Raw genomic sequence first — 11,887 nt, forward strand, 5'->3', positions numbered from 1 at the left:
ATGCTATTTTTTTGTGCTACACTTTTTATGAAAGTGAGAGTGACTGTCTATGAGCGAAAAAAGAAATATCGAACGTTCCATTCAAGAATACGTTCCCGGGAAACAGGTCACACTTGCTCATTTGATTCCTCATGCCAATCAGGAAGTCTTCGAAAAGCTTGGTCTTGAACATACTGGTGATGCGATCGGGATTTTAACGATTACTCCTAGTGAAGCATCGATTATTGGTGCAGATATTGCCAAAAAATCAGGAAATGTTTCGATTGGTTTTATGGATCGGTTCAGTGGGGCAGTGGTGATTATCGGGGAAGTATCGTCCGTTGAATTTGCGTTAAAGCAGGTAATAAGTTCGCTTGCAAACGTCTTAGATTTTGATATTCCAGAGATTACTAGGACTTAGCTATGAAACGAATCATTTTTATCGGAGAGACTGGATCAGGAAAAACCACTCTGATGCAGATCCTAAATGACTGGGAAGTAAAATATCATAAGACGCAGCAGGTCTATTTTACAGACAACGTGATCGATACACCGGGAGAATTCATGGAAAATCGTTTCTATTACAATGCTTTGGTAAGCTCGGCTGTCGGCGCTGATTGTATCGCGATCGTTCAGAGCATTCACAGCAGCCAGAATTATTTTCCACCATACTTTTCATCACGATTTACGAAGCCGATGATCGGGATTATTACAAAAACAGATTTAGAGCATAGTCAGGCCGATCTTGATTTGGCACAAAAAAGACTGCGTTTGGCTGGAGCCAGAAAAGTATTTTCATTATCTGCGATGAATAAAGAGGGTCTTACGAGCCTAAAAGATTTTTTATTAGCAGATGGTTTTTGACAGCGCATTCAATATGATGTATTATAAAAACGCATAGAATTGAATAAGAGCATTCGGGACAGGGAACAAGGTGTGAATCCTTGGCAGCCCCTTTCTACTGTATAAGCAGACAAAATCTCAAAAAGCCACTTTCGGGAAGGCGAGATGGAGGATGAAGCGAAGTCAGGATACCTGCCCTTTTGCTGAGATAATTGTATTGGGAGAGTTATTTCACCAAAAAAAGTCATAATGATGTTTATTTGGTGAGGTGTCTTTCAGGCACCTCACTTTTTTTGCGAGTGCTACTTTTCGCAGTTTGTATAGCATAAAAATTGATACTAGTGAAATCGGCTGGGAACATAGGCAAAAAAAACAGCCGTGAACCGGCTGTTTAGAATAATTACTTTATTTTTCGATAGTTGACGGGAGTCATGCCAACGAGTTCTTTGAAGATCTTGCAGAAATAGCTGGTTTGCGAGTATCCAATATTTTGCGAGATCGATTTGATACTCAAATTGGATTGGGTCAAAAGAACTTTTGCTTGTTCGATTCTTTGTTGATTCAAGTAGGTAATAAAGCTAACACCGATTTCCTTTTTGAATAAGCGGCTGAAATAGAACTGGCTTAGGTAAACATGATTCGCAACATCTTCAAGCGTTAAGTTCTTCGTTAAATTCGTATCAATATAAGAAATTGCTTTGCGGATCTCATCATTTTTTGAATTAATAGAATCTTTCGTTTCCTTCTTGGCAGTGTGAAAGTTAAATTTAATTTGATCACGAGATTCAGTGTCATTGAAGTGATAGTCGCCAATCGTTTTTAGTAGGGCAGCTGCTGATTCGATTTGAATAGTATTGACCATTTTGACTTTTTTTCGAGCTTGGCGCAATTCTGGAGAAGTCTCCCAATGAGTGACGATCGGGTGAATACGGGTATATGGATTTTTGGTGTCATCTGTGATCTCTACTTGACCAAATAAGGCGAATCCGATTAATTGATTATTGCTAATAATAGGTAATGAAATATCAGTGAGTCCAGCGTGACAACGATAAATACAAGGATTACCATTTTTGGAAGCCTCTAAACCACCAAATGCGTCACATTTCTGACAGAGTGATTTAAACTCTGGGTTGGATCGCATCAACTGGCAAAAAGGCGAGAAATTATAAAGGTCGGAAGTTTCCTTTCCATGTATATCAACAAGTACTGAGCCGAAATCTGCCGCAAGTGCAAAATCTTGGATGGTTTTGGAAAGTTGCAAGGAACTGTGCGAATTCAATGTACTAATATTTTCCATGTAAGCGCCTCCTAGTCATCTATCATTTTACCAGAACATAATTTTATTTTAAATCTTGTTTAGACCAATAACATTATTTTGACCAGCAGAAGACAAAATATTGACATTTTTTGAGCTTAATTGACCACTGATTAAGGCTTGTTTGATGATGTCTTGACACTTTTCTACAACAAAATTTTAACATTGCAATTAATCCGACTAAAAGATAGGACAAATTTGTTCTATCTTTTTTGTTTATCATTATAAATGTAAGTGCTATCAAAATAATTAGGAGGTATGTTTTATGCAACAGGAAGCGCTAGGAATGATAGAAACTAGGGGGTTGATTGGTGCGATCGAAGCTGCTGATGCGATGGTAAAAGCTGCAAATGTTTCCTTAGTTGGGACGGAAAAAATTGGCTCTGGATTAGTCACTGTTATGGTACGAGGAGATGTAGGAGCGGTCAAAGCAGCAGTTGATGCAGGTGTTTCTGCGGCGGACGCAGTAGGAGAAGTTGTTTCTAATTATGTTATTCCACGGCCACATACTGAAGTTGAAGGCTTGCTCCCTAAGTCAGAATAGAAAGGGTGGGATAGCTGATGGCAAACACAGATCAAAAGATCGATGAGATTATGAAGCGCGTGCTCGCAAAAATGGAAACAGGAAATGAGATGAAAACCACTAACGGAGGAGATCAAAAAATGATTGAAAAGCAATGTGCATTGACTGAATACGTAGGAGCTACAGAGTTTGGAGATACGATTGGGTTAGTAATTGCTAACGTAGATTCATCCTTATTAGAAACAATGAAACTAGAGAAAAAATATCGTTCAATCGGAATTGTTGGTGCCCGTACTGGTGCCGGACCTCATATTATGGCGGCTGATGAAGCTGTGAAAGCAACGAACACAGAAGTTATCCTTATCGAAATGCCTCGGGATACAAAAGGCGGAGCTGGTCATGGTTCGATCGTGATCTTTGGCGGCGATGATGTATCTGACGTGAAACGTGCAGTAGAAGTTACGTTGAAAGAAGTAGATACTCGTACGTTTGGCGATGTATATGGAAATGAAGCAGGGCATATCGAATGTCAATATACCGCACGTGCTAGTTTTGCATGTAATAAAGTATTTGGTGCCCCTGTTGGAAAAGCATTCGGAATTTTAGTTGGTGCTCCTGCCGCAATTGGTGTTGTAATGGCTGATACGGCATTGAAATCTGCCAATGTTGACGTAGTGTCTTACGCAACTCCGCAAAATGGACAAAGCTTCTCAAATGAGGTAACGATGACAATTACAGGTGACTCTGGGGCTGTTCGTCAAGCGATTATTTCAGCTCGCGACATTGGTTGCCAATTGTTGGGAACAATGGGAAGTACGCCTAAAAATGATCAACCATCATACATTTAAAAGTGGGAGTGAAAAATAGATGAAATCAAAACGATTTGAAGAACTAGAAAAAAGACCGGTCAATCAAGATGGTTTCGTAGATGAATGGGTAGAAGAAGGCTTAATTGCCATGCAAAGCCCTAATGACCCTAAGCCAAGTATCAAGATCGTTAATGGTGAAGTGGTTGAACTAGATGGAAAAGACAAAGCCGACTTTGATTTGATCGATTCATATATTGCTCAATACGGAATTGATTTGACCCGTACTGAAGAAGTAATGGCTATTCCTTCTAAAGAGTTAGCGAATAAAATCGTCGATCCAAACATCTCTCGGGAAGAAATCATTCAATTAACTACCGCAGCTACACCTGGTAAATTGAATGAAGTTGTGGGTTACATGAACGTAGTAGAAATGATGATGGCCGTTCAAAAAATGCGGGCACGTCGGCGTCCTACGACACAATCACACGTGACAAACGTGCGGGACAATCCTGTACAAATTGCGGCAGATGCGGCTGAGGGCGCTTTACGTGGCTTTGATGAACAAGAAACCACAGTTGCGGTGGCTCGTTATGCGCCATTTAACGCAGTGGCAATCATGGTTGGTTCGCAAACGGGTCGTCCAGGGGTTCTGACCCAATGTTCATTGGAAGAAGCGACTGAACTTGATTTAGGGATGCGCGGATTTACCGCTTATGCGGAAACAATTTCTGTATATGGGACTGAACAAGTATTTACCGATGGCGATGACACGCCATGGTCTAAAGGATTTTTGGCTTCTTGTTATGCTTCACGGGGATTGAAAATGCGCTTTACTTCGGGAACAGGATCTGAAGTACAAATGGGTTATGCAGAAGGCAAATCCATGCTTTATCTTGAAACACGCTGTATCTTCTTAACAAAAGCAGCAGGGGTTCAAGGATTACAGAATGGTTCGATCAGTTGTATCGGTGTTCCGGGGGCAGTTCCTTCAGGGATTCGAGCGATCTTAGCAGAAAACTTAATCGCAATGCTGCTTGACTTGGAAGTCGCTTCAGGGAATGACCAAACCTTCTCACATTCTGATATTCGTAGAACGGCTCGTCTGTTGATGCAGTTCTTACCGGGAACTGACTTCATTTCATCAGGATATTCAGCTACACCAAACTATGACAACATGTTTGCTGGATCAAACTTCGATGCGGATGACTTTGATGATTATAACGTTATCCAGCGTGATTTGAGAGTAGACGGGGGATTACGCCCAGTTAGTGAAGAAGATGTTGTTGCAATCAGAAATAAAGCAGCAAGAGCATTGCAAGGATTATTTGATAAATTAGGCTTGCCAACGATCACGGATGAAGAAGTAGAAGCTGCGACTTATGCTCGTGGATCACAAGACATGCCGGAACGTGACATGGTTCAAGATATCAAGGCGGCTCAAGAGTTGTTAACACAAGGTAAGACAGGTTTGGATCTTGTAAAAGCATTATCAGATAGTGGTTTCGAAGACGTAGCACAAAGTCTGCTTAGTCTGTTGAAACAACGTGTTGCTGGAGATTTCTTACAAACTTCTTCAATATTTGATGCGGATTGGAATGTAATCTCTGCTGTCAATGACAAGAATGATTATGCCGGACCAGGAACAGGTTACCGACTTGATGGTTCAGAATGGGAAAAAGTAAAAGCAATCCCTAAAGCAATCAATCCGAAAGATATTTAAGGAGGAGTAAAAATGACAGAACTGAATGAAAATCTTTTGCGCTCCATTATCAAAGAAGTATTAACTGAAATGGAAGCAAGTACAGGAGATCAACCTGTTGCGTTTGAACAAAAAGCAGAACCAGCTGCATCATCTGATTGGTTTAAATCTGTCGGTGTGGCTCAACCAGGAAATTCTCAGGATGAAGTAGTTATTGCTGTGGCTCCAGCCTTTGCAGAGTCACAAACAACCAATATTTTAGGCGTACCACATAAAGAAATTTTGAAGCAGGTTATTGCCGGAATTGAAGAAGAAGGGTTGAAGGCAAGGGTTGTCAAAGTATACCGTACTTCAGATGTCGCCTTTGCTGCTGTTGAAGGAGATAAACTATCAGGCTCAGGAATTTGTGTGTCGATTCAATCAAAAGGTACATCAATCATCCATCAAAAAGACTTACAGCCTTTATCAAATCTAGAGCTTTTCCCACAAGCGCCATTGATTGATTTAGAAACCTATCGTGCGATTGGTAAAAATGCTGCGAAGTATGCTAAGGGTGAGTCTCCAAATCCAGTACCAATGATGAATGACCAGATGGCTCGACCAAAATATCAAGCTTTATCAGCTTTGCTTCATATCAAAGAAACAAAGCATGTAGTAATCGGTAAACCAGCAGAAGAAATTTCTGTAACTTTATAGTGAGGTGACTAGAATGAATGAACAATCTATCGAGAGTTTGGTTCGAGGAATCTTAAAAGATATGAACAATGGTGCGAGCAGCGCAGCACCGGAAAATCCAGTTAATACTGGCACAGCAACTGTTGCTGATTATCCAATCGCAAAAAATCACCCGGATTGGATCAAAACAAATACTGGCAAAACATTAGACGATATTACATTAGAGAATGTTTTGAATGGATCACTAACACCAGATGATTTAAAAATTACTCCTCGTATTTTAAAAGCACAAGGGGAAATTGCGACTAGTGCGGGCAGAAAAACAATCGCGAATAACTTTGATCGCGCGTCTGAGTTGACTGCTGTTCCTGATGCACGAGTGTTAGAAATGTATAATGCGTTACGCCCTTACCGTTCAAGCAAACAAGAATTATTAGATATCGCAACTGAGTTGGAAACAAAATATAATGCAACAATCAGTGCCGGTTATATTCGTGAAGCGGCTGAGCATTATGAAAAACGGAAAAAACTTAAGGGCGATAACTAATTTCTAGTTCGGAATTTCAGGAAGAGGAGCAATGAATGATGAAACGTGTAATTGGGATTGATATTGGAAATTCCTCAACTGAAGTTGCTTTGGTTGAAATAGATGACCATCAACATGTCCGATTCCTAGAATCAGCAATTGCGGACACGACCGGAATAAAAGGGACGAAGAAAAATTTATTTGGAATCTATAAGGCGATCAATGAGGCTTGCTTCAAAAATCGTTTAAAGGTTGAAGACATCGATCTGATTCGAATCAATGAGGCAACTCCGGTTATCGGTGATGTGGCGATGGAAACAATTACAGAGACGATCATTACAGAATCAACCATGATCGGTCATAATCCTAAAACGCCAGGCGGTTTGGGACTGGGCGTTGGGACTACGCTGCGCTTTGGTGAATTTGAAAAGCTTGCCAAAAAGGGTACTCCTTATATTTTGATCATCAAGAAATCTTTTGATTTTGACGATGTGGCAAGCCAAATAAATCAATTTGCTGCAAATGGCTATCTCATTACTGCTGCAATCATGCAATCAGATGATGGTGTTTTAGTAAACAACCGCCTGAACAATAAGATTCCGATCGTTGATGAAGTTTCTTACATTGATAAGGTTCCTGTCAATATGCTGGCAGCAGTCGAAGTAGCTGAAACAGGCCGTGGTGTTTCACAATTATCAAATCCTTATGGGATTGCCACAGTCTTTGACCTTGATTCAGAGGCAACGAAAAACATCGTTCCAGTTGCACGTGCCTTAATTGGAAATCGTTCTGCAGTTGTGATTAAAACACCAAAAGGCGATGTCAAAGCACGTACAATTCCTGCTGGGAAAATTGAGATTACTGGCGGTAATCGCCGTAGCACTGTAGGAATTTCTGCTGGAGCTGAAAAGATTATGGAGGCCGTTTCGGCTTTCGAAGTGATCGATAATGTTACCGGAGAATCAGGCACAAATGTTGGCGGCATGTTAGAAAAAGTTCGTTTAACAATGGCAGAACTGACAGACCGCCCCGTGAATGAGATCTTTATTCAAGATTTATTAGCGGTAGATACTTTCGTGCCGATCAGCGTCAAGGGTGGTTTGGCTGGTGAATTTTCGATGGAACAAGCTGTTGGGATCGCATCAATGGTCAAATCAGATCATTTACAGATGTCAAAAATTGCGGATGAAATTCAACAGGATCTGGGAATAAAAGTTGAAATCGGCGGGGCAGAAGCTGAAGCAGCAATCTTAGGTGCGTTGACGACACCGGGAACTTCCGCCCCATTGGCAATTTTAGACCTAGGCGCTGGTTCGACAGATGCTTCTATTATTAAAAAGGATGAAAGGATCGTAGCGACTCATTTGGCTGGTGCTGGTGATATGGTTACGATGCTTATCCAGTCGGAATTAGGATTAGAAGATGTGTATTTGGCTGAGGATATCAAGAAATATCCATTAGCAAAAGTAGAAAATATTTTTTATATTCGACATGAGGATGGCTCTGTTCAATTCTTTGACGATCCACTAGATCCATCTTTGTTTGCCAAAGTGGTTGTGGTAACACCGGATGGTTATGTGCCAATTCCGGGGGATGATTCGATTGAAAAAATTCGCATCGTTCGCCAAACAGCAAAAGAACGGGTCTTTGTGACGAATGCGTTACGGGCATTGCGGCGAGTAAGTCCAACTGGCAGCATTCGAGACATTCCATTTGTGGTGATTGTTGGCGGATCCGCTTTAGACTTTGAAATACCTCAGATCGTCACGAATGCACTCTCTCATTATGGATTAGTCGCAGGACGTGGAAATATTCGTCAGATCGAAGGTCCACGAAATGCTGTGGCGACTGGATTGATTCTTTCCTATTTGAGGGAGGGATTCGATGGAGCTTGATTTAAATATTCGTCCAGTAATATTGATCTACCTTTCTAAAACGACTTCGGTGGATGATATTCAATATGTTCTTTATGGATTGGAAGAGGAAAAGATTCCTTTTTCCATCGAACAAAGAGATTTCTCAACAGCGATGGAGGCTGCTTATGTTGCGGCAAATACCTCTTCGTTAAATGTTGGAATCGGCTATGTAAACAATGAAGTAGCCCTTCATTATAAAAACTTGGCACCAGAAACTCCTTATCAATCGATTCAACGAGTTGTAACTTGTCCGCCATTGATTTTAAAAAGATTTGGCGGGAATGCGGCACGTTTAGTAAAGGGTGTGCCATTCAACTCAATTGATCCTATGGAGGTGAAAGTATGAAGCAAGCAATTGGCCTAGTTGAAGTAAAAGGCTTGGCTAGTGCGATTGAAGTATCAGATACGATGGTCAAAGTGGCAAACGTGGAGCTCTTAGGTGTCGAAAAGGCCAAAGGGTTCGGCTGGATGACTGTGAAGGTAGCTGGTGATGTTGGCGCTGTGAAGGCAGCGGTAGATGCTGGTAAAGCTAAAGCCGTCCAACATAACGTATTTCTATCTGCGCTGGTGATTCCTCGACCAGCCAATAATTTAGAGAATTTTTTCTTCAAGAAGGAGACCAAGGTTTCAGATACAACTGAACCTGCTGAGAAATCAGAGCCAGTGACTGAACCTGTTGTATCAGAACCGGAAAAAGTTGAAGAGAAACCACAACTAATCGAAAAACCGGAAGTCGAGAAGCCAACTAAGGAAGAGCCGGCTAAAGAAGAACCGGTCAAAGAAGAAACAGTCAAGGAAGAATCTGTGAAGGAAAAACCAGTCACAGAGGCACCGGTCAAGAAAGAACCAGCTAAAGAAGGACCTAAAAAGAAAAAGAGTCCGTCGAAAGGTTCAAAGAAATCTTCCGAGCCAAAAAAGAAGAAGTAACCAGAGATGTGATGAGCATGAGACTTATTTTTCGCTCTTTGAAAAATAATTTCATTGATACGAATTAGGAGGAATAGACATGAATGATGCATTAGGAATGATTGAAACAAAAGGATTAGTCGGTGCGGTAGAAGCAGCCGATGCAATGGTTAAGGCTGCGAATGTAACACTGGTTGGAACTGAAAAAATCGGTTCTGGACTCGTTACCGTGATGGTACGTGGAGATGTTGGTGCAGTTAAAGCCGCAGTAGATGCTGGCTGTGCAGCAGCTGAAAAAGTGGGAGAAGTGGTTTCCGTTCACGTGATCCCAAGACCGCATCGCGATGTGGACGATATTCTAGTACCTAAGCCAAAAGTAGGCAATGAATAATTACAGCATTGAGGAAATAAAAAAAATTGTTCGTGAAGTGTTATTGGAGATGCAAGCAGAAACATTTCCAATCGGCATCTCTAACCGACACATACATCTAACGGAAGAACATTTTACTATTTTATTTCCGAATGAGGTGATTGAGCCATTAAAGCCTTTGAAACAACCGGGAGAATTTGCCTCAAAACAGACGGTGACTTTGGTTGGATCAAAAGGAGAGATCAATAGAGTTCGTATTTTGGGACCACTCCGGAAACGTTCGCAAGTTGAGATTTCTAAGACCGATGCAAGAAATCTAGGGATTCAACCGCCGATACGCTTGTCAGGAAACCTGGATGATGCGGTTGAGATCACGATACGCAGTGAAGCAGCGGAACTAACAATTCCGGCAGCGATCGTGGCAAAACGTCACATCCATTTGAATGATCAGGACATGAAACGGATGAACCTAAAAAAAGGTCAAGTTGTCTCGGTCGAAATTTTTGAAGGGTCGCGAAAAACCATTTTTAACGATGTTGAATTGCGGCCGGGGAAGAATTTTGTTTTAGAAATGCATGTTGATACAGATGAAGCAAATGCAGCAGATATTAAGCCAAATACAAGAGGACGGATTATTTGTGAATAATCCAAAGGAGGAAGTATGGAATCGATCGAAAAAGCCAATCAATTATTAACATCTTTTCATGAACTTGTGACTACGAAGCAAGTGCGGGATTTTGATCCTGAAGATGGCTATAAAGTTGGAGTCGATTTGGGTACTTCCTCTATTGTATTGGTTGTTTTAGATGGGAAGGATCGACCAGTTTTTGGTGCCTTTGAATATGCGGATGTCATTCGGGATGGACTGGTTGTTGGTTATCAAAAATCTGTTCAAATCGTCAATCGATTAAGAATGCAAGCAGAGGAGACATTAGGATTCGCCTTAAAGGCGGCATCAGGTGCCGTTCCACCTGGAACTGTTGGAAACAACAAACGAGTGGTTGGCAATGTCATTGAGAGTGCCAATATGATGGCGGATCAGCTAGTCGATGAACCAACAGCTGCAGCATTAGTTTTAGGAGTAGATGAAGGTGCGGTAGTAGATGTTGGCGGTGGAACGACCGGTATCAGCATTTTTAAAAACGGTCAGCCCATCATCGTAGAGGATGAACCAACTGGCGGCACGCATATGACATTGGTGATCGCCGGGAATTATAAAATTTCGATCGAAGAAGCGGAGCTGATCAAGCGAGATCCAGCACGTGATCGAGAGAATTTTATTATTTGCCGACCGGTTATTCAACGAATGGCGAACATCACTGCGAATGTGTTACGAAAACACCCAACAGAACCGATCTATGTGGTCGGCGGGGCGTCTTATCTATCTGAATTTGAAAAGGAGTTTTCAAATTATCTGGATCAACCAGTTTATAAACCAAAATATCCTCAATTTGTAACACCAATTGGAATTGCGATGTCTTCTACTCCGATCATTGATTGACAAAGTAAGTATTGGGCATCATGTTTCAATTTAAATAGTAACTATGTCTGCAATAAGAATTGGGAGTAAGAATATGGACGAGTTAGTTGAGCGTATTATTTCAATCATCAATCAGCGAGAACAAAATACCTTATTTCTTTCTTGTCGCGCACCTTCCCATATTGATCAAGGAATCAGAGGCTTTTTATACAATAAACAGATTCATTTGACCGAGGTAGATATCCTATTTTTAGAGCGGTTCATAAGAAAAGATAGTGAAGATCCTTTAGTGAAATGGCTGTATCAAAGCTATGACTATGATTGTCACCTGACTTTTGAACTAGCTTTTTCAAACACGGATTTGATTCCAATCGAATTATTCAACGAATGTAGTGTGAAATTAATGAATAAGCAAGGAAAACAATACATTTCTTTTCCTCAAAAAATCATCACTTACCAAAAAGCAGCTATGTTGACGCAGGACCATATTCTTTTATTAACGTCAAAGCAGCTGATTACAGACTTGGCCAAGGACCGATTACAGGAAAAGAAAGTGGCTGTTGTAGAAAGGAGTTTGCCCAATGCTGATGGCTAAAGTAGTTGGAAGTGTCGTTTCGACGCAAAAGGATGAATCATTGGTAGGAAAGAAATTAATGATCATTCAGCCAATCAATTCCGAACAACAAAATATCCGCTTCCATCAAGTGGCTGCCGACACAGTGGGGGCCGGCATCGGAGATTATGTTTTAACGGCAAGCGGTTCTTCTGCCAGAAAAATGTTTTCGAACCCTTCAGATGCTGTTGATCTTGCAATCGTTGGAATTATTGACACGTTTGATCTATAGG

Annotated in this window: 16 protein-coding genes and 1 riboswitch; of the genes, 15 read left to right on the forward strand and 1 reads right to left on the reverse strand. The window is 41.1% G+C overall.

What is annotated here, in order from left to right; genetic code table 11:
- Nucleotides 1–49: 49 nt before the first annotated feature.
- Both AC4J95_RS06460 and AC4J95_RS06465 read left to right on the forward strand, forming a co-directional pair.
- Nucleotides 50–400, forward strand: a complete 351-nt coding sequence (locus AC4J95_RS06460; protein WP_494549133.1) for a BMC domain-containing protein — start codon at nucleotides 50–52, stop codon at nucleotides 398–400.
- A 2-nt stretch (nucleotides 401–402) separates the two neighbouring features.
- Nucleotides 403–843 carry a EutP/PduV family microcompartment system protein gene (locus AC4J95_RS06465; RefSeq protein ID WP_494549134.1) on the forward strand — a complete coding sequence of 147 codons (441 nt, stop codon included), beginning with the start codon at nucleotides 403–405 and terminating at the stop codon, nucleotides 841–843.
- A 13-nt stretch (nucleotides 844–856) separates the two neighbouring features.
- Nucleotides 857–1,036, forward strand: a riboswitch (cobalamin riboswitch).
- Nucleotides 1,037–1,222: 186 nt separating this feature from the next.
- Here the strand turns inward: AC4J95_RS06465 and AC4J95_RS06470 are convergent.
- Nucleotides 1,223–2,119, reverse strand: coding sequence for a PocR ligand-binding domain-containing protein (locus AC4J95_RS06470; RefSeq protein ID WP_494549135.1), 897 nt, complete (start codon nucleotides 2,117–2,119; stop codon nucleotides 1,223–1,225).
- Nucleotides 2,120–2,402: 283 nt separating this feature from the next.
- Between AC4J95_RS06470 and AC4J95_RS06475 the strand changes: the two genes are divergently transcribed.
- The 13 genes from AC4J95_RS06475 to AC4J95_RS06535 all read left to right on the forward strand — a co-directional run bounded on the left by AC4J95_RS06475 (nucleotide 2,403) and on the right by AC4J95_RS06535 (nucleotide 11,886).
- Nucleotides 2,403–2,681, forward strand: coding sequence for a BMC domain-containing protein (locus AC4J95_RS06475; protein ID WP_316402542.1), 279 nt, complete (start codon nucleotides 2,403–2,405; stop codon nucleotides 2,679–2,681).
- A gap of 17 nt (nucleotides 2,682–2,698) precedes the next feature.
- A complete protein-coding gene (gene pduB, locus AC4J95_RS06480; RefSeq protein ID WP_316402541.1) occupies nucleotides 2,699–3,508 on the forward strand; it encodes a propanediol utilization microcompartment protein PduB in 810 nt (269 codons plus the stop codon).
- 19 nt (nucleotides 3,509–3,527) lie between these two features.
- On the forward strand, nucleotides 3,528–5,189 hold the full coding sequence (locus AC4J95_RS06485; protein WP_494549136.1) for a propanediol/glycerol family dehydratase large subunit: 1,662 nt from the start codon (nucleotides 3,528–3,530) through the stop codon (nucleotides 5,187–5,189).
- A gap of 12 nt (nucleotides 5,190–5,201) precedes the next feature.
- Nucleotides 5,202–5,864 carry a propanediol/glycerol family dehydratase medium subunit gene (locus tag AC4J95_RS06490; protein ID WP_494549137.1) on the forward strand — a complete coding sequence of 221 codons (663 nt, stop codon included), beginning with the start codon at nucleotides 5,202–5,204 and terminating at the stop codon, nucleotides 5,862–5,864.
- Between the two features lie 13 nt (nucleotides 5,865–5,877).
- Complete coding sequence (locus tag AC4J95_RS06495) at nucleotides 5,878–6,390, forward strand: diol dehydratase small subunit (RefSeq protein ID WP_494549138.1); 513 nt, start codon at nucleotides 5,878–5,880, stop codon at nucleotides 6,388–6,390.
- A gap of 38 nt (nucleotides 6,391–6,428) precedes the next feature.
- Entirely contained in the window at nucleotides 6,429–8,264 is a 1,836-nt protein-coding gene (locus tag AC4J95_RS06500; RefSeq protein ID WP_494549139.1) for a diol dehydratase reactivase subunit alpha, read from the forward strand.
- The gene (locus AC4J95_RS06505) at nucleotides 8,254–8,631 is read left to right on the forward strand and encodes a glycerol dehydratase reactivase beta/small subunit family protein (protein ID WP_494549140.1); all 378 of its coding nucleotides are present in this window, start codon (nucleotides 8,254–8,256) and stop codon (nucleotides 8,629–8,631) included. Before AC4J95_RS06500 ends, AC4J95_RS06505 begins: the two co-directional genes overlap by 11 nt.
- On the forward strand, nucleotides 8,628–9,212 hold the full coding sequence (locus AC4J95_RS06510; RefSeq protein WP_494549141.1) for a BMC domain-containing protein: 585 nt from the start codon (nucleotides 8,628–8,630) through the stop codon (nucleotides 9,210–9,212). Before AC4J95_RS06505 ends, AC4J95_RS06510 begins: the two co-directional genes overlap by 4 nt.
- 79 nt (nucleotides 9,213–9,291) lie before the next feature.
- Nucleotides 9,292–9,582, forward strand: coding sequence for a BMC domain-containing protein (locus AC4J95_RS06515; protein ID WP_316402534.1), 291 nt, complete (start codon nucleotides 9,292–9,294; stop codon nucleotides 9,580–9,582).
- Nucleotides 9,575–10,207, forward strand: coding sequence for a phosphate propanoyltransferase (gene pduL, locus AC4J95_RS06520; RefSeq protein WP_316402533.1), 633 nt, complete (start codon nucleotides 9,575–9,577; stop codon nucleotides 10,205–10,207). The genes AC4J95_RS06515 and pduL overlap by 8 nt, the downstream gene beginning before the upstream one ends.
- 15 nt (nucleotides 10,208–10,222) lie before the next feature.
- Nucleotides 10,223–11,062, forward strand: coding sequence for an ethanolamine utilization protein EutJ (eutJ, locus tag AC4J95_RS06525; protein ID WP_494549142.1), 840 nt, complete (start codon nucleotides 10,223–10,225; stop codon nucleotides 11,060–11,062).
- 73 nt (nucleotides 11,063–11,135) lie between these two features.
- Complete coding sequence (pduM, locus tag AC4J95_RS06530; RefSeq protein WP_494549143.1) at nucleotides 11,136–11,636, forward strand: PduM family microcompartment protein; 501 nt, start codon at nucleotides 11,136–11,138, stop codon at nucleotides 11,634–11,636.
- Nucleotides 11,623–11,886, forward strand: a complete 264-nt coding sequence (locus AC4J95_RS06535) for a EutN/CcmL family microcompartment protein (protein WP_316402530.1) — start codon at nucleotides 11,623–11,625, stop codon at nucleotides 11,884–11,886. Before pduM ends, AC4J95_RS06535 begins: the two co-directional genes overlap by 14 nt.
- The last annotated feature ends 1 nt before the right edge of the window (nucleotide 11,887 follow it).

The sequence above is a fragment of the Enterococcus sp. GPZ-007 genome, assembly GCF_059374735.1.

What these genes read in the sequence shown, in the direction of transcription:
- AC4J95_RS06460 (WP_494549133.1), top strand. Translation starts at nt 50, where the DNA reads ATGAGCGAAAAAAGAAATATCGAACGTTCCATTCAAGAATACGTTCCC.
- AC4J95_RS06465 (WP_494549134.1), top strand. Translation starts at nt 403, where the DNA reads ATGAAACGAATCATTTTTATCGGAGAGACTGGATCAGGAAAAACCACT.
- AC4J95_RS06470 (WP_494549135.1), bottom strand. Translation starts at nt 2,119, where the DNA reads ATGGAAAATATTAGTACATTGAATTCGCACAGTTCCTTGCAACTTTCC.
- AC4J95_RS06475 (WP_316402542.1), top strand. Translation starts at nt 2,403, where the DNA reads ATGCAACAGGAAGCGCTAGGAATGATAGAAACTAGGGGGTTGATTGGT.
- pduB (WP_316402541.1), top strand. Translation starts at nt 2,699, where the DNA reads ATGGCAAACACAGATCAAAAGATCGATGAGATTATGAAGCGCGTGCTC.
- AC4J95_RS06485 (WP_494549136.1), top strand. Translation starts at nt 3,528, where the DNA reads ATGAAATCAAAACGATTTGAAGAACTAGAAAAAAGACCGGTCAATCAA.
- AC4J95_RS06490 (WP_494549137.1), top strand. Translation starts at nt 5,202, where the DNA reads ATGACAGAACTGAATGAAAATCTTTTGCGCTCCATTATCAAAGAAGTA.
- AC4J95_RS06495 (WP_494549138.1), top strand. Translation starts at nt 5,878, where the DNA reads ATGAATGAACAATCTATCGAGAGTTTGGTTCGAGGAATCTTAAAAGAT.
- AC4J95_RS06500 (WP_494549139.1), top strand. Translation starts at nt 6,429, where the DNA reads ATGAAACGTGTAATTGGGATTGATATTGGAAATTCCTCAACTGAAGTT.
- AC4J95_RS06505 (WP_494549140.1), top strand. Translation starts at nt 8,254, where the DNA reads ATGGAGCTTGATTTAAATATTCGTCCAGTAATATTGATCTACCTTTCT.
- AC4J95_RS06510 (WP_494549141.1), top strand. Translation starts at nt 8,628, where the DNA reads ATGAAGCAAGCAATTGGCCTAGTTGAAGTAAAAGGCTTGGCTAGTGCG.
- AC4J95_RS06515 (WP_316402534.1), top strand. Translation starts at nt 9,292, where the DNA reads ATGAATGATGCATTAGGAATGATTGAAACAAAAGGATTAGTCGGTGCG.
- pduL (WP_316402533.1), top strand. Translation starts at nt 9,575, where the DNA reads ATGAATAATTACAGCATTGAGGAAATAAAAAAAATTGTTCGTGAAGTG.
- eutJ (WP_494549142.1), top strand. Translation starts at nt 10,223, where the DNA reads ATGGAATCGATCGAAAAAGCCAATCAATTATTAACATCTTTTCATGAA.
- pduM (WP_494549143.1), top strand. Translation starts at nt 11,136, where the DNA reads ATGGACGAGTTAGTTGAGCGTATTATTTCAATCATCAATCAGCGAGAA.
- AC4J95_RS06535 (WP_316402530.1), top strand. Translation starts at nt 11,623, where the DNA reads ATGCTGATGGCTAAAGTAGTTGGAAGTGTCGTTTCGACGCAAAAGGAT.